The sequence below is a fragment of the Synechococcus sp. W4D4 genome (assembly GCF_047716805.1).
In the GTDB taxonomy this organism is placed as follows: domain Bacteria; phylum Cyanobacteriota; class Cyanobacteriia; order PCC-6307; family Cyanobiaceae; genus Vulcanococcus.
On the sequence record NZ_CP180404.1, the window covers coordinates 2,263,454 to 2,286,500 of the forward strand.

Below are 23,047 nucleotides of genomic sequence, written 5' to 3' on the forward strand. Positions count from 1 at the left end.
TTCCGTGTCAGAGCCACTGGCTGAGCACCGACGAGAAAAGCGCTTCCCTGCGGTGCTTGCAGTCACCCTTCCCCTGCGCAGGTTCACCGCCGCACCTGGTCTGGATCATCGGCCTTGGCAGCCGGCTGATCTCTTGGATCTCAGCTCTTGCGGCGCGGCTGTGTTGGTCCAGGCCATCCAGCCTTTCGAGACTGGTGCTGAGCTCAGCCTCGATTGTTCAGGCCTAGCGAGTCTCGGTCGATCGCAGCTCGAGGCCGTCGTCCGTTGGTCGCAAGTCGCTGCGCATTTGGACGATTTGGGGCTGCTGGGCCTGGAGTTCACGCAGCCCTTGGCGTCTTGGCCCTCGATTAGTTGATCTGCACTTTGGCTTCGCTGGAGGCCTGCTGCAGCCGGGCTCCCACAGCGATAGGGAACATGGCTAGCGAGAACGCGCTGGCGAGGATGATCTGGGTCAGTTCGCCTCCCGGGACTAGGCGATCAGGACCGCTCACCTCGGCGAGCAGCAGCAATCCGAGCAAGTAGCCAAACCACCACCTGCCATGGGCTCCATCGACCCGTTGGCCGCGCCAGCGGTTGATCCCGGCAAAGATCAGGGCTGGAATGAGGACCAGGGCCATCGCTCCTTCAACCGCGCTGCGTCCGCACCACAGGACGGCGCAGCTGGAGATCATGAAGGTGAGTGGGCAGATGACCGCGGCCCAAGGCAGAGCAAAAGCGCGCTGGGCCGTCGGCAGCTGATGGCGCAGGGCCAGCAGGCTGACGGGGCCAACGGCGAGGGCAATCACCAAGCAGGCGGTGAGAAAGCTCACGACCTGCTGCCAGCTGGGTCCAAGCAGCAGCATCACGATTCCAATCACCAGGCTCAGGATCAGAGCCGTGCTGGGAACGGCTTGCCGGTTTAGATGCTCCAGTCGCTTGGGCAATAGGCCAAGGTTGCCCATCATCCAGGCGACCCGGCCTGACAGTCCCAAGTAGGTCATGGCGGTGGCTCCTGGGGAGATCACCGCGTCACTCAGCAGTAAACCCACCACCCAGCTCAGCCCGAGTCCCATGGCGATCGCGACGAGTGGTCCACCGTGGGCGCTGAGTTGCAGAGCCCCCCAGCCCCCGTTCAGGCTGCCGTGGGGGACGGCCACCAAGAACGCCAGTTGCAGCAACAGATAGATGGCAATGGAGAGGCCCAGGCCCAGGCCCATCGCCAGCGGGACGGTGCGTTGGGGATCTCTCGCCTCCCCCGCCAAATCCATGGCAGTGCGAAAGCCGAGCAGGCTGAAGAGGATGCCGCCGCCGCTGATGGCCTGAACGACTCCAGGCAGCCAGCTCTCCCCCTGGTTGGGAGGCCCGACACTCACCAGCAAATTGCTCCAGTCGGCGGCACTCAGCATCAGGGCGGCGGAGATCAGTAGGGGGACCACCAACTTCCAGCCGGTCAGCGTGTCGATCCAGCGAGCCAGGGTTTGCACCCCACACAGGTTGACCCAGGTCATCAACACCAAGAGCACGGCGGCGCAGCCCATCCCCAAGGGACTGAGCACCTGGCCTTGGCCGCCATCGAGGGTGAGCCACGGAAGGTCGCTGGCCAGGTACTGGATCATGGCCAGCACCTCAATGGTGGGCAGGGCCAGGTAGGCGATCCAGGCGCACCAGCCGCCGATGAAGCCAGCGAGGCGGCCATGGCTGAGCATCGGGATTTGCGCCAGGGCGCCTGAACTAGGGACAAGGGCTCCCAGTTCGGCAAACACCATGGCCAAGCCAAAGGCCAGAACCCCGCCGAGGACCCAAGCGATCAAGCTGGCGGCCCCGGCACTGCGGGCGGCATAGAAGGGAGCAAAGAGCCAGCCCGAGCCGATGGTTCCGCTGACCACAGCCAGGGTCAAGCTGCGCAGGCCGAGGCTGCGTGTGAGGCCGCTCATCGCCCTGACTCAGTATTTCGCTTCCCATCCTGGTTGGCTCTGGCTAAAGCGAAACCAGCGACCGTTGTCTTTTGATGTCGGCTTTCTTGCGTGCCGGGCTCACCGCCTTGATCAGTGGTGGTGCCCTGATGGCGTCTGCCCCAGCTCTGGCTTCCTGTCAGTTCCTTACCCCTGTGGGAGGCAATGGCCAGAGCAACGTCGTCACCAAGACCATCAGCCTCGGCAGCCCCTTGCCCTTCAGTCGTCCGAACTGGAACACCGACTTCTTCGTGAATCAGCCCTACCGCCGCTACAAGCTGTTCTTCACCGCCAACTCCTCAGTCAGTGCCACCTATCCAATCCAGGCTTTTCTGAAGTTCACCGATGGCTCGAATCTCCAGGTGGTGAACGAGTCCTATGCCCCCAATCTGGGGTCCGGGCGTCAGTGGGACATTCAGGCCGTTCCTGGCAAAACGGTGAACCAGGTGAACTTCAAGATTGGGGCCAGTCGTGATCAGGCGGCCACGGGCTTCACCTATCGAATCTCCGTGCAGGGCTGTAACTAACTCTTCTTTGCTCAGAGCAGGAAGTAGCGCTGCGCCATCGGCAGCACCTCGGCGGGTTCGCAGCTGAGCAATTTGCCGTTGGCAAACACCTCATAGGTCTGGGGGTCGACCTCCACCTTCGGTAGGGCGGTGTTGTTTTTCATCGCCGCCTTGCTGATGCCACTGCGCGTATTCAGGACCGGGACACAGGCGCGCTCCAGTCCCAGTTTCCGCGGTAGATCGGCATCGAGAGCTGCTTGGCTCACGAAGGTCAGGCAACTGGGGGCCAGCGCTTTCCCGAAGGCCGCGAACATGGGCCGGCCGTGCACGGGGCCGGGCGTGGGGATTGAGGCGTTGGCGTCGCCCATCTGCGCCCAGACGATCGAGCCACCCTTGATGACCAGCTCCGGTTTCACCCCAAAGAAGCCCGGCTTCCAGAGCACGAGATCCGCCAGCTTGCCCACCTCAACGGAACCGACCTGTTGATCGAGGCCATGGGCGATCGCTGGATTGATCGTGGTTTTGGCGATGTAGCGCTTGAGGCGGGTGTTGTCGTTGCGGCTGCTGTCCTCTGGCAGCGCGCCCCGCTGCACCTTCATCTTGTGGGCGGTCTGGAAGGTGCGGGTGATCACCTCCCCCACGCGGCCCATGGCCTGGGAGTCGCTGGCGATGATCGAGAAGGCACCAAGGTCGTGAAGGATGTCTTCGGCGGCAATGGTCTCCCGCCGGATGCGTGACTCGGCGAAGGCCACATCCTCTGGGATCTTGGGATCGAGGTGGTGGCACACCATCAGCATGTCGAGGTGTTCCTCGAGCGTGTTGCGGGTGTAGGGCCTTGTCGGATTCGTGCTGCTGGGCAGGACGTTGGCTTCGCCGCAGATCTTGATGATGTCCGGGGCATGACCGCCTCCAGCCCCCTCGGTGTGGAAGGTGTGGATCGTGCGTCCGCCGATGGCCCGGATCGTGTCTTCGACAAACCCCGCCTCGTTGAGCGTGTCGCTGTGGATGCAGACCTGCACATCCAAGCGATCGGCAACGCTTAAACAGCAGTCGATGGCGGCTGGGGTGGTTCCCCAGTCCTCGTGAAGCTTGAGCCCGCAAGCGCCGGCGTGGACCTGCTCTTCAATCGCCTCGGGGGTGGAGGCATTGCCTTTGCCGAAGAATCCCAGGTTGACCGGCAGACCCTCGGCCGCTTGCAGCATCCGGCCGATATGAAAGGCCCCTGGAGTGCAGGTGGTGGCGTTGGTTCCCGTGGCCGGTCCTGTTCCGCCGCCGAGCAGTGTTGTCACCCCACTGGCGAGTGCCGTTTCGATCTGCTGGGGGCAGATGAAGTGAATGTGGGTGTCGATCGAGCCCGCTGTGAGGATGTGGCCCTCCCCAGCAATCGCTTCGGTGCCTGGGCCCACGACGATGTCGACCCCGGCCTGGGTGTCAGGGTTGCCCGCCTTGCCGATGCCGCAGATGCGGCCATCGCGGATGCCGATGTCCGCTTTGACGATCCCCCACCAATCAAGAATCAGGGCGTTGGTGATGACGGTGTCGACGGCTCCATCGGCGCGGGTGGTCTGGGCTTGGCCCATGCCGTCGCGGATGACCTTTCCGCCGCCGAACTTCACCTCATCGCCGTAGACGGTCAGGTCCCGCTCCACCTCGAGGATGAGTTCGGTGTCCGCCAGGCGCAGGCGATCGCCGGTGGTGGGGCCGTAGGTCTCGGCGTACTGACGGCGGGAAATCCGGTAGGGCATGGGGTGTCAGTCAGTCGAGGGGGCCGTTGATCAGGCCGTTGAAGCCAAAGACGCGCCGCGTTCCGGTAAAAGGAACCAGTTGCACTTCGCGGCTGTCGCCGGGTTCAAAGCGGATCGCTGTGCCGGCAGGAATGTCGAGCCGTTGCCCCCGGGTGGCCTCGCGGTCGAAGTGCAGGGCGGCGTTGGCCTCAAAGAAGTGGAAGTGCGAACCCACCTGAACGGGCCGATCCCCCGTGTTGGCCACCAGCACCGTGGTGACGGGGCGGCCGCTGTTGAGTTCCATCTCGCCAGGTTCAGGAATCAGTTCCCCGGGAATCAATCCAGCCATGGCCGATCAGCGAATGGGGTCGTGCAGGGTCACGAGCTTGGTGCCATCGGGAAACACCGCCTCAATCTGGACTTCATGGACCAGCTCAGGGATCCCCTCCATCACCTGATCGCGGCTCAGCCAGGTGGTCCCCTCGGCCATCAGCTCAGCCACGGTTCTCCCGTCCCGAGCTCCTTCGAGCACAAGAAAACTCAGCCAGGCCACCGCTTCGGGATGGTTGAGCTTGAGACCGCGGTTCAACCGGCGTTCGGCCAGGAGGGCCGCGGTGACGATCAGGAGCTTGTCCTTCTCCTGAGGGGTCAGGTGCATGGCGGGGCAGAAGCCTGACATGACTCTGGTTCCGGGATGGGCTGTCCTCTGTTCAGGCTGAACAGTCAGGCACGTGTTCCAAGGGGGCTCTCCTGGAATGGCCAGACCCGCGGCGGCTCTGGCGTGGCTTGTCCTTGGACCGAGCGGATCAGGGCCCAAATCCGGCAAAACCAGAACCGGGCGGCCTGGCTGGAGGGGCCGCGGTAGCGGGCCACCAGTCCCTGCTCGAGGGCGCCGCAGGCCATGGTTCCCTCCAGGCCGGCTCGCTGTTCACGGCAGCTTTGGAGCAAGTTCTCGAGCGCTGATGGGCTCAGCACTTCCCCCGCAACCCAGGCCAGGGAGCCGAAGACCGGCTGAGCGGCCATGCCGTGCTCACCGGTTAGCGCTGCATCCTTGAGCTCGAGGCGGTCCACCAATTCCCAGCGCCCGCCGTTGGCTCCGTTGCGGTGGATCTCGAGGGCAGAGCGCCAACAGCCCTGCTCGAGGTCTTCGCCTGCTGCCGTTCGTCCCAGCCGCACGATCTCCGCGCCCAGAAAGCTGGCACCGGGTTCCAACTCGACGCGGCAGGTCTGCTCGAAGAGGCCATTGGCGTAAAGCACCAGTTCCTGCGGGAGCCATTCCAGTTGACTGCCACCCTTGAGGTCGAACTGCAGGGCTTGCCGAGACCAGATCCCCTGCGGTTGTTGACGGGAGCGTCCCACGCTTCCGTAGACCTTCTGGGCCGCGACGCTGGTGAGCAGGGCTTGGCTCTTGGCTGAGAGCTGGGCCGTGATCTGCAGTTCGTCCCCGCCTACGAGTCCGCCGGCGGTGTGCAGGATCGGCAGCTCGCAATGGCCACTGCTCTGCCATTGCGCCCGCTGCAATTTGAGCGGGGAGCTGGCCTGGCCTTGATGAATGGTGCGTTGGCTGTCCGCTGAGCCCCGCCTCTCGAACTGGAGGTCCAGCCGACCCCTCCAAGCGGATTGAGATTCAGCCATGGGCGCATACTCCGGCCCCGTCGCGCCCGCTTTGGTAGCAACCGGCACAAAGGTCGGGTGCGATGTCTCGTCAGGGTGATGGCCTTCGGATCGCATCAGGTGGAGCACGGTTCAGCCATTGTTTTGGTGGAGCGTTACCCCCAGGGCGTGCTGCTGGAGTCCGAGGCCTCGGCTCTGCAGTTGCCCCTCACGGCGGATGAGCGCACCAGCCTGCGGGGGCATCGCCGCAGCCGCTGCGGACGGGATTTGGTGCTGCAGCTTCCTCGGGGCGCGGCCCTCAAGCCCGGGGATCGTTTGTTGAGCAACGACGGCCAATGGCAGGTGCAGGTCGAGGCTGCGCCGGAGGCGGTGATGCAGGTGCGCAGCACCGAGCCTTTGGCCCTGCTGCAGGCGGCCTATCACCTGGGGAATCGCCATGTGGCGATGGAGCTGCACCCCGATCGCTTGGTCCTGTTGCAGGACAGCGTGCTGGCGGAGCTCCTACGTCAACGGCAGCTGCAGGTGGAGTGTCTCGATGCGCCCTTTCAGCCCGAGGCCGGTGCCTACGAGGGCGTTCCCCATGCCCACTCCCATGGTTAGTCGGCTTCGGCTCTATCAACTGGTCAGTCCTGCTTTGCCGGTGGGGGCCTTCAGTTATTCCGAGGGTCTGGAGGTGCTGGTTCAGGCCGGTCAGCTCACCTCGGAGCAGTCGATGGAGGATTGGCTCACCGCTGAGGTGCTGCGTGGTGGGGTGGCGATTGAGACCGCCGCGCTCGCGCCCTTGATGGCTCTTCTGCGCGCCTGGAGGGATGGAGCGCCGGAGGCGGAACACGAGCTGCGCAGCCTTGATCGCTGGTTGCTGGTGCAGCGGGAATCGGCGGAGCTGCGGGCTCAGCAACGTCAGATGGGCCGTTCGCTGTTGCAGCTGCTGGCCGATCTGGGCTGGCCCTTGCCTTGCGCCGGTGAGCCATTGGCCTGGCCGGCGGCCTATGCCTGGGCCTGCGCGGCCCTGGAGTTGGACTCCCCTGAGGTAGAGGAGGCCTACCTCTACTCCTGGGTTGCGAACCAGCTCAGTGCGGCGGTTCGCTTGGTGCCATTAGGCCCGACCCAGGCCCAGCGGTTGCAGTTGAAGCTCGCTCCGCTCCTCGCCGAGCGGGGGCAGGAGCTGGCGGCGAAGGACCCGAAGCAGCAGTGGAATGCTGCGGTGGGCGCGGGGATGGCCCAGTTGTTTCACGCGGAGCTCTACTCCCGCCTGTTCCGCAGCTGAGCCGATCACCATGCTCAACTTCAATGGTGCTAGGGGGCTGAGGCGATGACGACCAGTCGTTTGCGGGTTGGTGTGGCGGGACCGGTGGGCTCTGGGAAGACCGCCCTTGTGGAGGCCCTCTGCCTGCGCCTGCGCGATCGCCTTGAGCTGGCGGTTGTGACCAACGACATCTATACCCAGGAGGACGCCCAATTCCTGACCCGTGCTGGAGCGCTGGAGCCCGGGCGCATTCGCGGCGTGGAAACCGGAGGGTGTCCCCACACCGCCATTCGGGAGGACTGCTCGATCAACCGGGCTGCGGTCGCGGATCTGGAGGATGCCTATCCGAATCTCGATCTGGTGTTGGTCGAGAGCGGCGGTGACAACTTGGCAGCGAGCTTCAGCCCTGAGCTGGTGGATCTCTGCATCTATGTCATTGATGTGGCAGCCGGAGACAAGATTCCACGCAAGGGCGGTCCTGGCATCACCCGATCCGACCTGCTGGTGATCAACAAGATCGATTTGGCCCCGATGGTGGGAGCCAGCCTTGAGGTCATGGAGCGCGACACCGAGCGGATGCGCCCGGGCCGCAGCTGGTGTTTCACCAACCTCCATAGCGGGGAGGGCCTGGAGCAGGTCGAGGATTTCTTGTTGCAACAGCTACCGAAGTAGTCGCTGATTGGTTGCCATTGCTACCGCGGAATAGTTGTCTTCTCCTCTGATGAATTGGTGCAAGTCTGATCAGTCTCGCAATTGCCGATTTGGTGCTTCTTGCTACCTGGAGTTGCCTGCCTAGATCAATACATTCCTCGCACCGCTGAACGACGGCGGCGGCCTTCATCGAATCAAAGTTATGGCATCTCCTTTGATGCGCAAGTCTTCGTTGCGTCTGCTGACCGGTGCAACTGCCCTGGCTACTTCTCTGAGCTTGGTGGCCTGTGGCGGTGGTGACTCCGCCTCCAATGTTCAGTACGACGACACGGTCAAGGTCGGGATTCTTCACTCCCTGACCGGCACGATGGCGATCTCTGAATCCACTCTGGTGGATACCGAGAAGATGGCCATTGATGAGATCAATGCCGCCGGTGGTGTCACCGTTGATGGCAAGAAATACAAGATTGACTACATTGTTGAAGACGGCGCTTCCGATTGGCCGACCTTTGCTGAGAAGTCCAAGAAGCTGATCGACCAGGACAAGGTGCCTGTGGTCTTCGGTGGTTGGACGTCCGCCAGCCGCAAGGCGATGCTGCCCGTCTACGAGTCGAAGGACGCTTTCCTCTACTACCCGATTCAGTACGAGGGTCAGGAGTGTTCCAAGAACATCTTCTACACCGGCGCTACTCCAAACCAGCAGTCGGAGCCCGCGACCGAATTCATGTTCAAGAAGTCGCCTGCCGCCGGCAAGCCCTTCTTCCTGGTGGGATCCGATTACGTCTTCCCCCGCACCTCCAACACCATCACCAAGCAGCAGCTCAAGTCGCTGGGTGGCAAGGTCGTTGGTGAGGACTACCTGCCCCTGGGTAACACCGAAGTCGCTCCAATCATCGCCAAGATCAAGAAGGCGATGCCCAACGGTGGTGTGATCATCAACACCCTGAATGGTGACCAGAATGTTGCCTTCTTCAAGCAGATCCAGGACGCCGGTCTGACCCCGGCTAATGGCTACTACGTGATGAGCTACTCCATCGCGGAAGAAGAGATCAGCACCATTGGACCTGAGTTCCTGGAGGGCCATTACGGCGCCTGGAACTACATGATGTCGATCGACACTCCGGCATCGAAGAAGTTCGCCGCTGACTTCAAGAAGAAGTACGGCAGTGATCGCATGGTCGCTGACCCGCAGGAGTCGGCTTACAACATGGTCTACCTCTGGAAGGCCGCTGTTGAGAAGGCCAACAGCTTCGATGATGACAAGGTGCGCGAAGCCCTGATCGGCATTGAATTCGATGCACCCCAGGGCAAGGTCAAGGTGATGCCCAACCATCACTTGTCCCAGACCGTGCGCATCGGTGAGATCACCAAGGACGGTCAGTTCAAGATCCTCCAGTCCACCAACGGTCCTGTGGCACCCCAGGCCTGGAACCAGTACGAGCCCAGCTCCAAGGGCTACGCCTGCGACTGGACGGATGCCAAGAAGGGTGAGCGCTACAAGCTCTGATCGCTCTCTCCAGCTGCTCTGACTGATGGAGGAGTCCTTCCGGGGGCTCCTCTTTTTCTGCTTTCTTCCCTGCTTGCCTGCTTCGGATTTCCGTGCAACTGCTGTTTGAAAGCCTCTTCAACGGAGTAGCCATCGGCTCGGTGTTGCTGATGGCCGCCCTTGGACTGGCGATTGTGTTCGGCTTGATGGGGGTGATCAACCTCGCCCATGGCGAGCTGATCATGCTCGGCGCCTACACGACCTACGTCGTGCAGCTGATTTTCAAGCTGCCGGCCTTTGAACCCGTTTACAACCTCTATGTCTTGGTGGCGATTCCGTTGGCCTTTGTGGTGAGCGGCGTCGTTGGCATCCTGTTGGAGCGCACGGTGATTCGCCGCCTCTACGGCAATCCCCTCGAGACCTTGCTGGCGACCTGGGGGGTGAGCCTGATCCTCCAGCAGTTCGTGCGCAGTGTTCCCCTGGCGACGGCGGCGGGTGTGGTGCTTGCCCTGGTGGTGGGCTTCAGCTTGCCGTTACTCATGCCTGCCCCCTGGCTCGAGGGCCCGCGGGCTCGGATCGTGCGTGCCGGTTGCTGGGCGACCTCGGCCTTGGCTGGGGTGCTTTTGGCGGGGGGATTGGCCTCCCAGATCTCGCGGATTGCCCGCGCCACCTCTCGCAATGTCGATGTGACTGCGCCGCAATGGATGCGCGGTGGCTTGGAGTGGGCCGATCTCACCCTGCCGGTGCCCCGGTTGGTGATCATCGTGATGACGGTCGTCTCGGTCCTCGGCGTCACCCTGTTCCTCAACCGCAGTGTCTGGGGGACGCGCATTCGAGCAGTCACCCAGAACCGGTCCATGAGTGACTGCCTGGGTATCCCGACGGATACGGTCGACGTCTTGACCTTCGGCATCGGCTCTGGATTGGCCGGGATTGCCGGTGTGGCGGTCTCGCTCTTGGGTTCGGTGGGCCCAAACGTCGGCGGCTCTTACATCGTCGGTTGCTTCATGGTTGTTGTGCTCGGCGGTGTAGGCAATCTCTTTGGCGCCGTGTTGGCGTCGTTCGCCATTGGATGGCTCACGGATCTAATCGGTGCCGGTCGCCTGCTGACGCTCTGGCCAGCGATGCCGCCGCCGCTGGCCGCGACGGTGAAGTTCTTCGCCACGACGAGCATGGCGCAGGTGATGGTTTTCGCCCTGATCGTTCTGTTCTTGCAATTCCGTCCTGCGGGCCTCTTCCCGCAGAAGGGACGCATGGTGGAGGTCTGAGCAGATGTTCCAACGTTTTCAGCTTCAGCAGTCCCGCTGGCCCAAGCTCCTGCTTTGGGTGGTGATCATTGCCGCGATTGTCGCGGCACCAGCGGTCCTGCCGGTGTTTCGTCTCAACCTGCTGGGCCGTTTTCTCTCGCTCGCGATCGTGGCCCTTGGGATCGATCTGATCTGGGGCTTTACCGGCTTGCTCAGCCTGGGGCAGGGCATCTTCTTTGCCTTGGGGGGCTACGCCGCGGCGATGTACCTGCAGCTCAATAGCTCCGCCGATTTCCCCAATGGCATCCCGGAGTTCTTCGGTCTCTATGGCGTGAAGCAGCTCCCGGCGTTTTGGCTGCCCTTTCATTCGCCACTGTTCACCCTGGTGGCGATCTGGTTGATCCCGGCAGTCCTGGCTGCTGTGCTCGGCAACCTGGTGTTCCGCAATCGCATTAAAGGGGTCTACTTCTCGATCCTGACCCAGGCTGCCCTCCTGGTCTTTTTCAACTTCTTCAACGGCCAGCAGAAACTGATCAACGGCACGAACGGTCTCAAGACCGACGTGACCCAGTTGTTTGGTCAGATGGTGGGCTCGCCGGAGATGCAGCGCGGCTTCTTCTGGTTCACCGCTCTGATGGTGATCGCCGCCTGGGGGTTTGTGCGTTGGGTGGTTCGCGGTCGCTTCGGCGATGTGCTGATCGCCATTCGCGATGACGAGCCGCGGCTGCGGTTCGCGGGTTTCAATCCCACCCTGTTCAAGACGATCGTCTTCGCGATTGCCGGTGGCCTGGCCGGCATCGGTGGTGCGCTGTACACGGTGCAGTCGGGGATCGTTTCGCCCCAATACATGACCGTTCCCTTCTCGATCGAGATGGTCATTTGGGTTGCGGTTGGCGGCCGCGGCACCTTGGTTGGGGCCATCCTTGGCGCCGTTGCGATCAACTACGCCAAGAGCCTGGTCAGTGAAGCCTTGCCCCAGAGCTGGCTGTTCATCCAAGGCGGTCTGTTCATCCTGGTGGTCACGGCCTTGCCGGAGGGCGTGATCGGTTGGTGGCGCGGTGATGGGCCCCGCAACCTGCTCACGCGCTTTGGCATTGCCCGGCGGATTGGGACCTATCCGCAACTGGAACTGGAAGGACAAGAGGAGGTTCAGCCATGAGTGCGCCCTTGCTTGAACTGCGCCAGATCACCGTCAGCTTTGACGGATTTCTGGCCCTGCGTGATCTCAACCTCAGCCTCCAGTCCGGGGAGCTGCGGGCGGTCATCGGCCCCAATGGGGCAGGGAAGACCACCTTTTTGGATGTGATCAGCGGTAAGACCGCTCCCACCGAAGGGGACGTGGTGTTCAAAGGACGCTCCTTGGTGGGCCGGGCGGAGCACCGCATTGCCCGTCTGGGGATTGGCCGCAAGTTCCAGAGCCCCCGCGTCTTTGAGAAGCTCAGCGTTCAGGAGAACTTGGCCCTGGCGGTGAGCCGGCCCAAGCAGCCCTGGCCCCTGCTCTTCGGTGGCCTTGGCGGGGAGGAGCGCGACCGAGTGCATCACCTGATGGGCATCGTCAATCTCCAGAGCCGCGCCGACTGGGAGGCCGGAGCCCTCTCCCATGGTCAGAAGCAATGGCTGGAGATCGCGATGTTGGTGGGCCAAGACCCCGATCTTCTGCTGGTGGATGAACCGGTGGCTGGTCTGACGGATGAGGAGACCGACCTCACGGCTGACTTGCTCAAGTCCCTGGCCGGTGATCACACCGTGCTGGTGATTGAGCACGACATGGAGTTCATCCGCCGCCTGGAGAGTCCCGTGACCGTGCTGCACCAGGGCCATGTCCTCTGCGAGGGAACGATGGATCAGGTCCAGGCCGATCCCCGGGTGATTGAGGTTTATCTCGGAACATCAGAGGAGGAACACCCATGACCGCCCTGCTGGAGATCCGCGGTCTTAACACCTATTACGGCGAGAGTCACATCCTGCGAGATGTCGATCTCACCGTGAATGCCGGGGAGATGGTCTGCCTGATTGGCCGCAACGGGGTTGGTAAGACCACCCTGCTGAAGTCACTGATCGGTCTGCTTCGCGCGCGTCAGGGCACGATCGCGTTCAACGGCGTCGTCCTCGATCGCCAGGCGCCCTATCAACGGGCTCGCGCCGGCTTGGGCTATGTGCCGCAGGGGCGGGAGATCATTCCGCAACTGACCGTGGAGGAGAACCTGATGCTCGGGATGGAGGCTCTCCCCGGCGGGTTGGCTCGCCATCGCCGCATTGATCCCTTCGTCTACGAGCTCTTTCCGATCCTGCGGGAGTTCCTTCCCCGTAAGGGCGGGGACTTGAGCGGCGGTCAACAGCAGCAGCTGGCGATCGCCCGGGCGCTCTTGGGTCAGCCCAAGTTGTTGCTCTTGGATGAGCCCACCGAGGGGATTCAGCCCAACATCGTGCAGGACATCGAGTCCGCGGTGCGCCGGATCATTGCCGAGACCGGCATTGGGGTGCTGCTCGTGGAGCAGCACCTGCACTTCGTGCGCCAGGCGGACCGCTACTACGCGATGCAACGGGGGGGGATCGTTGCCAGCGGCCCCACTCGTGAGTTGAGCCAGGACGTGGTCAATCGCTTCCTCAGTGTCTGATCTCAGTCCATCAGAAGTGGATCAAAGAGTGCTCTGACCTCCTCCAGGGTTGAGTGGGGGAGAGCCTCTCCATCCACGCTCTTGATCGGCCTGCAGCTCAGGCTGTTGATCAGGAGCCAGCGGTCGCCGGCTTGGGGTTGGGCCTCGAGCCGAGCCTCCTGCGCGATGCCGCGTTTCAGCAGTTGCCCCCGCATGACCCCCGGCAGGCAGCCGCTGCTGAGCGCTGGCGTCAGCCATTGCCCCTGGCGCTGCACCAGCAGGTTGGCGGCGGTTCCGCAGCAGAGCTCACCGCTTGTGCTCAGCAGTAGGGCGTCATCGGCTCCTGCCGCTTGGGCCTCACGGCGGGCCTGGATTCCCTGTCCGTAGGCAAAGGTCTTGCAATGGCTCAGGCGGCTGGAGCCATTGCGCCGTTCATGGCGACTGACGATCGCCCGCAGCGGAGAAAACTGGGGGGGGGTGGCACTGAGCTGCAGCCAGAAGCGAGGCTCCAGGACTTCAGGTCGATCCAGACCGCGGCCGCCACTGCCCCCACTCCAGTTCAGCCGCAGGGCGCCATGGCCATCGGGCAGGTCGCAACGCACAATCGCTTCCTCCACCAGCGGTTGGACCACGGCCGTCTGGGGCGGCTCGGGTAGGCCCAGCAGTGCCGCACTGTGGCGCCAGCGCTCGAGGTGGGGCTCCAGCAACCGGGCGCGTCCATCCAGCACGAGCACCGTTTCAAACAACCCATCCGCGAGCAAGAGGCCGCGGTCGCTGAGGGGGAGCTGGAGCGCGTTGGGTTCGCCCCAGAGTCCATCGACCCAAGCCAGGCTGCGTCCCGTCATCCCAGGGCCTCCAGCAGCGGGTTCAGCTTCCAGCCCAGTTCCTCAGCCTCGGCTTGGGGATCGGAGTCGGCCACGATGCCGCAGCCCGCATGGCAGCGCAGGGTGGTGCCGTGTTGCAGCACGGTGCGGATCAGGATGCTGCTGTCGAAGCTGCCATCCCAATCTCGCCTGAGCAAGGAGCCGCAATAGGGCCCCCGGGCTACGGGTTCCAGTTCGGCGATGCGCTGGCAGGCGCGCAGCTTGGGTGCCCCGGTGATCGAGCCCCCTGGCCAGCAGGCCTCCAGTAGGTCCACCCAGCTGGTCTCCGCTCGCAGCTGCCCGGTGACAACAGAGGTGAGGTGGTGGACCTGCGCGTAACTCTCCAGGCCCACCAATTGCGGCACCTGAATCGAGCCGCTGTGGCAGACCCGGCCCAGATCGTTGCGCAGCAGATCGACAATCATCACGTTCTCGGCCCGGTCCTTGCTGCTGCAGACCAACTCCGCCGCCTGATCGGCATCCTGCTCGGGATCCCCCATCCGCGGCCGGGTGCCTTTGATCGGCCGGGTTTCGACCTTGCCGCTGGGACTGACCTGCAGGAAGCGTTCCGGGGAGGCCGAGATCACCGCTTCTCCGGGGGCGACCACCAGGCCGGCAAAGGGTGCGGGGCAGCGCCTTCGCAACCGCTCAAACAGCGCCAAGGGTTCAGCCGGAGCGTTCAGCTGGCTTGAGCAGCAGGCGGTGAGGTTGGCCTGAAAGATGTCCCCGCTGGCGATGCGCTCGCGGATCTGCTGGACCCCTTGGCTGAACTGCTCAAGGCTGCTATGCCATCGCCAGTCGGAGATGGCGGCTGCCGCTGCAGGGTCTGGCTTGCTGGCGGGCAGGCCTGCTGCCCAGCCAGCCATGGCTTCCAGGCGAGAGGGGTCGAGCCCTTCCAGCCAGAGCCGTCGCTCCTGCAGGTCGAATCGAAAGATCGGATCGTGGCGGGCGATCCAGAGGGTCGCCATCGCATCGGCCTTCCAGTGCGCCGCGGGTTCCACCCAGGCGGCGGCTTCGTAGCTCAGCCAGCCGCACCAGTGCCCCTCCGCCAGTTGTCGCAGCGCAGCAAAGGGATTGCTGCTGCCGGCTTCCTCTGGCAGGCCGCGGCAGACAATCTGCTCCAGCGGATCAGCGGCCAAGCTGGCCCAGCGCCCCAGGTTGCTGCCGTCTCCGTCGAGCCAGATCAGCCCTTCCGGGCCGAAGCGTGCGGCGAGGTGGCGGGCAAGGTCACCGGGTTCGATCCAGGGGAGCGGGTGCTGGCTCGGCAGTGGAGCTGTGCCCATCACTCAGGGGCTCGTGAGATCGGGGCGCCCGGCCTCGACCAGGGCCGCATCGCGAATGCGGCAGCTGTCGCAGACGCCGCAGGGCTGCTCGCCGCCGCTGTAGCAACTCCAGGTCTGCTCAATCGGGACCCCTAAGCGCAGGGCCTCCTCGACGATCTTGGTTTTGCTCCACTCCACCAGGGGCGCCCAGAGCTGGGTGCCATGGCCCTCTCGCCCCGCCTTGCTGGCCAGGTCCGCCAGGGTTTGAAAGGCGCCGAGGTAATCCGGCCGGCAGTCGGGGTAGCCGGAGTAGTCGACGGCATTGACCCCCAGCACGAGCCGTTCAGCCCCACGGGCTTCCGCCAGGCTGAGGCCGATGGCGATGAACACTGTGTTCCGCCCAGGCACATAGGTGCTGGGGATCACCCCTTCCTGCACCCCCTCGTTGGGAACCTCCATGGCGGTGTCCGTCAGGGCTGATCCACCCCAGGCGGCCAGGTTGACGCTGATGCTGTGGTGCTCGGCCAGGCCGATGGCTTCGGCCACAGCAGCGGCGGCTTGGAGTTCGCGCCGGTGGCGCTGGCCGTAGTCGAAGGAGAGACCGATGACGCGGTAGCCCTCCGCTTGGGCGAGGGCGGCGGCGGTGGCGGAATCCAGCCCGCCGGAGAGCAGGGCGATGGCGGTGGGCAAGGCTTCGGTGGAGGGCACCGTCTCCATGATGCCCACTCGCCTCAGCGCACCCCGAGCCACTTGTGGGATTGCAGGCTCAGGCGCCAGCGGGGCTGGGCTTGCACAAACTCCAGCGCCAGGGCCTGACCTTCGCGGCAGTCCCAGCCCGGTTGCAGCAGCCAAGTCGCCTGGGGGGCCTGGCTGGCACTCACCTCCGCAAACAGCAGGTCGGCGGGTTCGTGCACGACCACCTTGAGTTCATGGCAGCTCTGCAACAGCTCGGCCCGGGGTGGTTGGTGGCGCTTGGGCGAGAGGCTGATCCAATCGGGTGCTCCGCTGAGGGGATCCACTCCGCTGGTTTCCAGGTGAATGGGGAGCGAGCACCGTTGGCGGATGGCAGCGCAGAGGGCATCCAGGTTGTGGTGCAGCGGTTCTCCGCCGGTGATCACGACGAAGGAGGCCCCAGCGTTGGCTGCCTGAGCCGTCGCCTCAGCGAGGGCTTCGGGACTCTGCTGCGGGTGCACCTGGGCGGGCCAGGAGTGCTTGGTATCGCACCAGCTGCAACCCACCGTGCAGCCCCCCAGGCGGATAAAAAACGCGCTCCGTCCAGCATGGATCCCCTCCCCCTGCAGGGAGTGAAAGGTCTCCACGACGGGTAGGTCGCTGGAGCCCACTGGCTCCTGTTCACTCATGCGCCGGGGATGTTCGCCCCTTGGGCAATCGCTTCACTGGGGCTGGAGGGAAGGCGCTGTTGGGCTGCCTCGATCAGGCCGCGGAAGAGCGGGTGTGGCTGGCCGGGACGGGAGAGGAATTCCGGGTGGTACTGGCAGGCGGTGAAGAAGGGGTGGTTCTTCAGCTCAATCAGTTCCACCAGGCGCCCATCGGGGGAGGTGCCGCTGATCTCGTAGCCCGACTCCAGGAAGAGGTTCCGGTAGGCGTTGTTGAACTCGTAGCGGTGGCGGTGGCGCTCGTAGACCACCTCATCGCCGTAGAGGCGGTGGGCCAGGGTGCCGGGGGCAACCCGGCAGGGGTAGACGCCCAGGCGCATTGTCCCGCCGAGGTCCACCACATCCTGTTGTTCGGGCAGCAGGTGAATGACCGGGTGGGGAGTGTCCGCCTTCAGTTCAGCGCTGGTGGCACCGGTCAGGCCGGCCTGGTTGCGCGCCCACTCGATCACGGCGCACTGCATGCCCAGGCAGAGGCCCAGGAAGGGGACCCGTTGCTCCCGGGCCCAGCGGATGGCCGCCACCTTGCCATCAACGCCGCGGTTGCCAAAGCCCCCGGGGACGACCACGGCATCCATGCCGCGCAGCAGCACTTCCGGTCCTTGCTCTTCGATTTGTTCGGCGCAGATCCAATGCAGGTCCAGGGCCGCATCGCGGTCGATGCAGGCATGGCGGAGGGCCTCCACCACCGAGAGGTAGGCGTCGTTGAGCTGCACGTACTTGCCCACCAGGGCCACCTTCACGGCACGGCCGGGGTTGCGCAGCTTGGTGACCATCTGCTCCCAACGCTGCATGTCGGACTCGTGGTCCGTCAGCCCGAGGAGATCGAGGACCTCGCGGCAGAGCCCCTCCTGCTCGAGGGTGATGGGAACGGCGTAGATGCTGTCGGCATCGAGGGCGGGGATGACGGCTCGGGTGGGGACCCCGCAGAAGCCGCCGATCTTGCCCTTGAGGTCCTCGTTGATCTCGCGGTCGCTGCGGCAGACCAGCACGTCGGGCTGGATGCCAATGGAGCGCAGCTCCTTCACCGAGTGCTGGGTGGGCTTGGTCTTGAGTTCACCGGAGGTGCCGATGTAGGGCAGCAGGGTGACGTGGACATAGGCCGTGTCGTTGCGGCCCACATCGCCGCGGAATTCGCGGATGGCTTCCAGGAAGGGCAGCGATTCGATGTCGCCAACGGTGCCCCCGATCTCGGTGATCACGACATCGGCGCCGCTGTTGGCGGCGACGCGGTGAATGCGCTCGCGAATTTCACCGGTGATGTGGGGAATCACCTGCACGGTGCCGCCGTTGTAGTCGCCGCGGCGCTCCTTGTTGATCACCGATTGATAGATCGATCCGGTGGTCACGCTGTTCAGGCGCGACATGGCGGTGTCGGTGAAGCGCTCGTAGTGCCCCAGGTCGAGGTCGGTCTCGGCGCCGTCTTCAGTGACGAAGACCTCACCGTGCTGGAACGGGCTCATCGTGCCCGGGTCCACGTTTAAGTACGGGTCGAGCTTCAGGATCGACACGCTGTAGCCGCGGCTCTTCAGCAGGCGCCCCAAGCTGGCGGCCACGATCCCTTTGCCGATGCTGGACACCACGCCACCGGTCACGAAGACGAATTTGGCCATGGCTCCTGAAGCGACCCTTCAATGTACCGGCCGGATCTAGGGGCCCTCGCCGCTCAGGCCTATTGATCCAGAAGGCTGCGCAGCATCCAGGCGGTTTTTTCGTGAATCTGAAGCCGTTGGGTGAGCAGATCGGCGGTGGGTTCATCGCTGGCGGCATCGGCCAGCGGGAAGATGCTGCGGGCAGTCCTGGCCACGGACTCATGGCCACTGACCAGCAGCTGGATCATCTCCAGGGCGGGGGGCTGTTGCGGCGCTTCGGCAACGGAGGCCAGTTGGCCGAGGGCCGTGCCGCCATGGGGAGCGACGACCCCCAGAGCACGGATGCGTTCAGCGATGACGTCCAGGGCGGTCCAGAGCTCCGTGTACTGGTCCATGAACATCAGGTGGAGCGTGTTGAACATCGGCCCGGTGACGTTCCAGTGGAAGCCGTGGGTATTGCCGTAGAGGACGTAGGTGTCTGCCAGTAGGCGGCTGAGGCCCTGGGCGATCTCCTGACGCTGGGCTTCGGGGATGCCGATGTCAATCCTGGGCATGGAGCTGGCCATCTCTCGTGCGCGCTTCTGCGCGAGTGATAGCTGGATTTTCAGCTGCTGGGAGCGGTGTCTCCGTCGATGTTCAGCAAGTAGTCGTGAACGCGGCAGCGGCGTTGCGGTTGCCGCAGCTTGAGCAGGGCGCGGGTTTCGATCTGCCGGACCCGCTCGCGGGAGAGATGCAGGTCTTCGCCGATTTGGGAGAGGGTTTGAGGGGTGTCGTTCTTCAGGCCGAAGCGCAGGCGAATCACCTCGGCTTCGCGGCCGCTGAGTTCATCGAGAAGTGCCTCAAGGTCGTCGTGGAGTTGGGTCTTGGTCAGGGCTTGTTCCGGCGTGGCATGGCCGTCCTCAAGCAGTTCCCCCAATTCGGTGTCCTGATCACGGCCCACCCGGGTGTCGAGGGAGACGGAGCGCGGTACCCGCATCAGGGTGAGGCGAATCACCTCCTCGCTTAACCCCAACTCCTTGGCGAGATCACTGATGGAGGCGATCCGTCCGTGCTCGCTGGCGATCTTCCGCTGGGCTTTCTTGATTCGATTGAGCTTTTCGGTGACGTGAACCGGCAGTCGGATTGTTCGGCTTTGGGTGGCGATCGCACGGGTGATGCCCTGGCGGATCCACCAGTAGGAGTAGGTGCTGAAGCGGAAGCCACGGGTGGGGTCGTATTTCTCCACTGCCCGCTCGAGACCGAGGGTGCCCTCCTGGACCAGATCCAGCAGCTCCATGCCCCGTTGCTGGTACTTCTTGGCCACGGCGACCACGAGCCGCAGGTTCGCCTGGATCATGCGATCACGGGCGCGGCGACCTTGGTGGAGGGCCTGCTTGAGGTCGGTGATGTTGAGACCTGACAAGCTCGCCCACGCCTGCTGACCGACGCGAAGCGCCTCGCGCAATTCGCTGCAGTCGCGTTGAAGGTGGTCGGCCCAGAGGTGGAAGCTTGGCGCGTGTCCGAGGTGCGAGGCCAGTTGCTGACGGTTGTCCTCCAGGTCCACTAGGGCCTGGAGTTCCTTCGATTGCTTGGCGAGGGTTCGGCGTTCCCGCAGCAGCCGTTCTCGGCGCTGGACGAGGCGGGCAAGGGTGAGTTCCTCCTCATGGCTGAGCAGGTCAACGCGACCGATGTCCTGTAAGTACAGGCGCACCAGGTCGGTACTGGAGCGTTTACCGCTGGAGCGTGAAGGTGGACGGGGAGGACCTTTGGCCACAGACCGATGGCAGACGCCACTACACACCCTCGGGTCTCAACCGGCACTATCCAGAAAAGCCCCTATTTCTGTTCGGGTTGTGATCTGAAGGATCAGTCCTCTTCGTCCACCCAGGTGCTGGCCACATGCAGCTCCTCGAGCTGCTTCTCGGCCACGCCGCCGGGGGCGTTGGTCATCAAACAGCGCGCCTGCTGGGTCTTGGGGAAAGCAATGGTGTCGCGGATCGACTCCTCGCCCGCCAGCAGCATCACCATCCGGTCCAGGCCGAAGGCCAGGCCGCCGTGCGGCGGCGCGCCCATGTCGAGAGCCTCCATCAGGAAGCCGAACTGGGCATTGGCTTCCTCCAGGGGCAGGCCCACGGTTTCCAGGACCTGGCGCTGCAGCGCCGAATCATGGATGCGCAGGGAGCCGCCGCCGAGCTCCAGGCCGTTGAGCACCAGGTCGTAGGCCTGGGCGCGGGCCCCGGGCAGGGTCGTGGCCCACTGGTTGGGCTCTGTGCCTAGGTCCTCGGTATTCGGGGCGCAGAAGGGGTGGTGCAGCGCCTCGTAGCGGTTCTCGTCAGCGTTGAACTCGAACATCGGGAAATCCACCACCCAGAGGAAGTTCCAGCTGTCGTTCTCGCCGTCGGTCTTGACCATGCCCAGTTCCCGGGCGAGGTACTGGCGAACGCGGTCCAGTGCTTTGTTGACCGTGGCGGTGTCGCCAGCACCAAAGAGGATCAAGGTGCCGGGCTCGGCGCCCGTGCGCTGGAGCAGTTCGGCTTTCTTCTCGTCGCTGAGGTTGTCCTTGATGGCGCCGATCGTGTCGATCTCGCCGCCTTCGCGCACGCGGATGAAGGCCAGGCCGCCAGCCCCTGCCTTTTGGGCTTCGCTGAAGACATCACCGCCGGGCTTGATGCGCACATTGGAGACGGCGTCATTGCCGCCAGGGACGGCGATGCATTTGACCGAGCCGCCGGAGGCGACGGCGCCGCTGAAGACCTTGAAGCCCATGTCAGCGACAAGATCGCTGACGTTCACCAGCTCCATGCCGTAGCGGGTGTCTGGGCGATCGGTGCCGTAGCGCTCCATGGCGTCATGCCAGGTCAGCCGTGGGAAGGGGCGGGGCAGGTCGATGCCTTTAACGCTCTTCCAGATGGCGGCAATTAGGGATTCGTTGAGCTCCAGGATCTGCTCTTGATCCATGAAGCTCATCTCCATGTCCAGCTGGGTGAATTCCGGCTGGCGATCGGCCCGCAGGTCCTCGTCGCGGAAGCAGCGCGCCACCTGGTAATAGCGCTCGATGCCGCCCACCATCAGCAACTGCTTGAACAACTGGGGGGATTGGGGCAAGGCAAACCACTCGCCGCCGCAGACCCGGCTGGGGAGGATGTAATCGCGGGCGCCTTCGGGGGTGGAGCGGGTCAGGACCGGGGTCTCCACTTCGATGAAGCCCTGCTCTTCGAGGAAGCGGCGAGCCGCCTGGATGGTCTGGGCCCGCAACCTCAGGTTGCTGTTCATGCGCCCGCGGCGCAGGTCCAGGTAGCGGTGGCGCAGCCGCAGCTCCTCGCGGGTGTTCTCCTCGTCGTGCACCGAGACCGGGAAGGGCAGGTTGCCCTTGACGCTGTTCAAGACGGTGATGGAGCTCGCCAGCACCTCGATTTGACCGGTGGAGAGCTTGTCGTTGATCGCATCGGCGGGGCGCTCGCGCACCTTGCCCTCCACCTGGATCACCGTCTCGTTGCGCAGGTGTTCCGCCACGGCGAACATCTCGGCGCCGTTGTCAGGGTCAACCGTGATCTGAATGGTGCCGCTGCGATCGCGCAGATCAATGAAGATGACCCCGCCGTGATCACGGCTGCGGTCCACCCAGCCGCACAGCTGCACAGCCTGGCCGGTGGCGCTCTGACGCAGGTCGCCGCATCCGTGGCTGCGCATGTGGAAACAAGTGGGTGATCGGCGATTGTCCCACTTGGAGTGGGCTTAGCGCCGGTAGAAGGGGCGTTTGACCACCTCTGCAGCTTCGGCTTTGCCCCGAATCTCGACGGCTAGTCCGGTTCCAAGCTTGGCGGCGCCGGTGGCCACGCTGGCCAGGGCAATCCCGGCTTGAAGGCTGGGGGACCAGGTGCCGCTGGTGATGGTTCCGACCACCTGCCCGTCCTGGAGGACTGGGTAGCCATGGCGGGGGATGGCACGGCCCTGAAGCTTCAGCCCGACGAGGCGTCGTTTGAGCCCAGTGGCGGTTTGCTGCTCGAGGACCTCGCGGCCGATGAAGTCCTTGGGCATCTCCAGATGCACCAGCCAGCCCAGGCTGGCCTCCAGCGGGGAGGTGCTGGCATCCATGTCGCTGCCATAGAGATGCATGCCCGCCTCCAGCCGCAGGGTGTCGCGGGCGCCGAGGCCGCAGGGTTTGACGCCGCGCTCCAGGCAGGTTCTCCAGAAGCGTTGTCCTGCCTCGGCGGAGAGCAGCAGCTCAAAACCGTCCTCTCCGGTGTAACCGGTCCGTCCGACGAAGGCCTCGCCGATTTCAGGGAGCGTCAGCTCGCGGTGGCCAAAGCGCGGCAGGCCAGCCAGGGAGCAGCCGGCCAGTTCTTCCAGGTGTTGCGCGGCCTCTGGTCCTTGGAGGGCCAGGAGCGTGCCGGACCCTTTCAGATCGATCAGTTCGATCCCTGCGGGTTCCAGTTGGCTGCGCATCCAGGCCGTGTCGCTCTCGGCGCAGGCGGCGTTGATCACCAGCACCAGCTCATGAACTTGTTCGCTCTCCAGCCAGCCCCGGTCGTAAATGATCAGGTCGTCCCGGATCCCCCCTTCGGCATTGAGCAGGACGGAGTAGCAGGCCTCGCCGGGACCGATCCGAAAGAGGTCGCTGGGCACTAAGCCCTGCATGGTGTCCTTGACGTTGGCTCCCCGCAGCCGCAGGACACCCATGTGGGAGATGTCAAAGAGGCCGCATTTGCTGCGTACGGCTTGGTGCTCGTCGATCAGGCCGCTGAATTGCACGGCCATTTCCCAGCCGGCAAAGGGGACCATCCGTCCACCAGCATCCCGCGCCGCATCGAACAGGGGCGTGCGTTGGAGGGAAGGCGAGGCGGCCATGGCAGTCCAATGCTTATGCGGATCCTATGGATCTCTTTCAACAAGGGGAAGAGAACCGGGAGCTTTCCCAATCCCGGTGGCCGCCGGATGACGGCGTGATTACGTTT

The 23,047-nt window shown here is 64.1% G+C and carries 24 protein-coding genes; 10 read left to right on the forward strand and 14 right to left on the reverse strand.

Annotation, left to right across the window (positions count from 1 at the left end; genetic code table 11):
* Window positions 1-4 precede the first annotated feature (4 nt).
* A complete protein-coding gene (locus ACLM42_RS12400) occupies window positions 5-355 on the forward strand; it encodes a PilZ domain-containing protein (protein ID WP_415399285.1) in 351 nt (116 codons plus the stop codon).
* Here the strand turns inward: ACLM42_RS12400 and ACLM42_RS12405 are convergent.
* Complete coding sequence (locus ACLM42_RS12405) at window positions 348-1,913, reverse strand: APC family permease (protein WP_415399286.1); 1,566 nt, start codon at window positions 1,911-1,913, stop codon at window positions 348-350. The genes ACLM42_RS12400 and ACLM42_RS12405 overlap by 8 nt on opposite strands.
* A 74-nt stretch (window positions 1,914-1,987) precedes the next feature.
* On the opposite strand from ACLM42_RS12405, the gene ACLM42_RS12410 reads away from it, so the two are divergent.
* Window positions 1,988-2,458 (forward strand): hypothetical protein, encoded by a 471-nt coding sequence (locus ACLM42_RS12410; RefSeq protein ID WP_247909906.1) that lies wholly within the window; start codon window positions 1,988-1,990, stop codon window positions 2,456-2,458.
* Between the two features lie 11 nt (window positions 2,459-2,469).
* Here ACLM42_RS12410 and ureC read toward each other — a convergent pair whose 3' ends face one another.
* From ureC to ACLM42_RS12430, 4 genes are all read right to left on the reverse strand, one after another.
* Entirely contained in the window at window positions 2,470-4,182 is a 1,713-nt protein-coding gene (ureC, locus tag ACLM42_RS12415; protein ID WP_415399287.1) for an urease subunit alpha, read from the reverse strand.
* Window positions 4,183-4,192: 10 nt separating this feature from the next.
* A complete protein-coding gene (locus tag ACLM42_RS12420) occupies window positions 4,193-4,510 on the reverse strand; it encodes an urease subunit beta (RefSeq protein WP_415399288.1) in 318 nt (105 codons plus the stop codon).
* Window positions 4,511-4,516: 6 nt separating this feature from the next.
* Complete coding sequence (locus tag ACLM42_RS12425; protein ID WP_247909909.1) at window positions 4,517-4,819, reverse strand: urease subunit gamma; 303 nt, start codon at window positions 4,817-4,819, stop codon at window positions 4,517-4,519.
* A gap of 65 nt (window positions 4,820-4,884) precedes the next feature.
* On the reverse strand, window positions 4,885-5,796 hold the full coding sequence (locus ACLM42_RS12430; protein ID WP_415399289.1) for an urease accessory protein UreD: 912 nt from the start codon (window positions 5,794-5,796) through the stop codon (window positions 4,885-4,887).
* Window positions 5,797-5,874: 78 nt separating this feature from the next.
* Here ACLM42_RS12430 and ureE point away from each other — a divergent pair, with 78 nt between their 5' ends.
* From ureE to urtE, 8 genes are all read left to right on the forward strand, one after another.
* Window positions 5,875-6,375, forward strand: coding sequence for an urease accessory protein UreE (gene ureE / locus ACLM42_RS12435; RefSeq protein WP_415399290.1), 501 nt, complete (start codon window positions 5,875-5,877; stop codon window positions 6,373-6,375).
* A complete protein-coding gene (locus ACLM42_RS12440) occupies window positions 6,368-7,042 on the forward strand; it encodes an urease accessory protein UreF (protein ID WP_415399291.1) in 675 nt (224 codons plus the stop codon). The genes ureE and ACLM42_RS12440 overlap by 8 nt, the downstream gene beginning before the upstream one ends.
* A 45-nt stretch (window positions 7,043-7,087) precedes the next feature.
* Entirely contained in the window at window positions 7,088-7,693 is a 606-nt protein-coding gene (gene ureG, locus ACLM42_RS12445; protein WP_415399292.1) for an urease accessory protein UreG, read from the forward strand.
* A 196-nt stretch (window positions 7,694-7,889) separates the two neighbouring features.
* On the forward strand, window positions 7,890-9,179 hold the full coding sequence (gene urtA, locus ACLM42_RS12450) for an urea ABC transporter substrate-binding protein (RefSeq protein ID WP_247909914.1): 1,290 nt from the start codon (window positions 7,890-7,892) through the stop codon (window positions 9,177-9,179).
* A 92-nt stretch (window positions 9,180-9,271) separates the two neighbouring features.
* Entirely contained in the window at window positions 9,272-10,426 is a 1,155-nt protein-coding gene (locus ACLM42_RS12455) for an ABC transporter permease subunit (RefSeq protein ID WP_415399293.1), read from the forward strand.
* Between the two features lie 4 nt (window positions 10,427-10,430).
* The gene (gene urtC / locus ACLM42_RS12460; protein ID WP_415399294.1) at window positions 10,431-11,564 is read left to right on the forward strand and encodes an urea ABC transporter permease subunit UrtC; all 1,134 of its coding nucleotides are present in this window, start codon (window positions 10,431-10,433) and stop codon (window positions 11,562-11,564) included.
* Entirely contained in the window at window positions 11,561-12,316 is a 756-nt protein-coding gene (urtD, locus tag ACLM42_RS12465) for an urea ABC transporter ATP-binding protein UrtD (protein ID WP_247909917.1), read from the forward strand. The genes urtC and urtD overlap by 4 nt, the downstream gene beginning before the upstream one ends.
* Window positions 12,313-13,023 carry an urea ABC transporter ATP-binding subunit UrtE gene (gene urtE, locus ACLM42_RS12470; RefSeq protein WP_247909918.1) on the forward strand — a complete coding sequence of 237 codons (711 nt, stop codon included), beginning with the start codon at window positions 12,313-12,315 and terminating at the stop codon, window positions 13,021-13,023. The genes urtD and urtE overlap by 4 nt, the downstream gene beginning before the upstream one ends.
* Window positions 13,024-13,025: 2 nt before the next feature.
* On the opposite strand, the gene ACLM42_RS12475 is transcribed toward urtE, so the two are convergent.
* The 9 genes from ACLM42_RS12475 to gcvT form a co-directional block, all read right to left on the reverse strand.
* A complete protein-coding gene (locus tag ACLM42_RS12475) occupies window positions 13,026-13,847 on the reverse strand; it encodes an aminotransferase class IV (protein ID WP_247909919.1) in 822 nt (273 codons plus the stop codon).
* Window positions 13,844-15,148 carry an anthranilate synthase component I family protein gene (locus ACLM42_RS12480; RefSeq protein WP_247909920.1) on the reverse strand — a complete coding sequence of 435 codons (1,305 nt, stop codon included), beginning with the start codon at window positions 15,146-15,148 and terminating at the stop codon, window positions 13,844-13,846. Before ACLM42_RS12480 ends, ACLM42_RS12475 begins: the two co-directional genes overlap by 4 nt.
* Window positions 15,149-15,151: 3 nt before the next feature.
* Window positions 15,152-15,844, reverse strand: a complete 693-nt coding sequence (gene queC / locus ACLM42_RS12485; RefSeq protein ID WP_247909921.1) for a 7-cyano-7-deazaguanine synthase QueC — start codon at window positions 15,842-15,844, stop codon at window positions 15,152-15,154.
* 14 nt (window positions 15,845-15,858) lie between these two features.
* The gene (locus tag ACLM42_RS12490) at window positions 15,859-16,488 is read right to left on the reverse strand and encodes a 7-carboxy-7-deazaguanine synthase QueE (protein ID WP_247909922.1); all 630 of its coding nucleotides are present in this window, start codon (window positions 16,486-16,488) and stop codon (window positions 15,859-15,861) included.
* The gene (locus ACLM42_RS12495; RefSeq protein ID WP_415399295.1) at window positions 16,485-18,134 is read right to left on the reverse strand and encodes a CTP synthase; all 1,650 of its coding nucleotides are present in this window, start codon (window positions 18,132-18,134) and stop codon (window positions 16,485-16,487) included. The genes ACLM42_RS12490 and ACLM42_RS12495 overlap by 4 nt, the downstream gene beginning before the upstream one ends.
* A gap of 59 nt (window positions 18,135-18,193) precedes the next feature.
* Window positions 18,194-18,679 carry a Dps family protein gene (locus ACLM42_RS12500; RefSeq protein ID WP_247909924.1) on the reverse strand — a complete coding sequence of 162 codons (486 nt, stop codon included), beginning with the start codon at window positions 18,677-18,679 and terminating at the stop codon, window positions 18,194-18,196.
* 38 nt (window positions 18,680-18,717) lie between these two features.
* A complete protein-coding gene (locus tag ACLM42_RS12505; RefSeq protein WP_415399296.1) occupies window positions 18,718-19,866 on the reverse strand; it encodes an RNA polymerase sigma factor, RpoD/SigA family in 1,149 nt (382 codons plus the stop codon).
* A 92-nt stretch (window positions 19,867-19,958) separates the two neighbouring features.
* Complete coding sequence (gene aspS, locus ACLM42_RS12510; protein ID WP_415399297.1) at window positions 19,959-21,782, reverse strand: aspartate--tRNA ligase; 1,824 nt, start codon at window positions 21,780-21,782, stop codon at window positions 19,959-19,961.
* Window positions 21,783-21,827: 45 nt separating this feature from the next.
* Window positions 21,828-22,940, reverse strand: coding sequence for a glycine cleavage system aminomethyltransferase GcvT (gene gcvT, locus ACLM42_RS12515; protein ID WP_415399298.1), 1,113 nt, complete (start codon window positions 22,938-22,940; stop codon window positions 21,828-21,830).
* Window positions 22,941-23,047 lie beyond the last annotated feature (107 nt).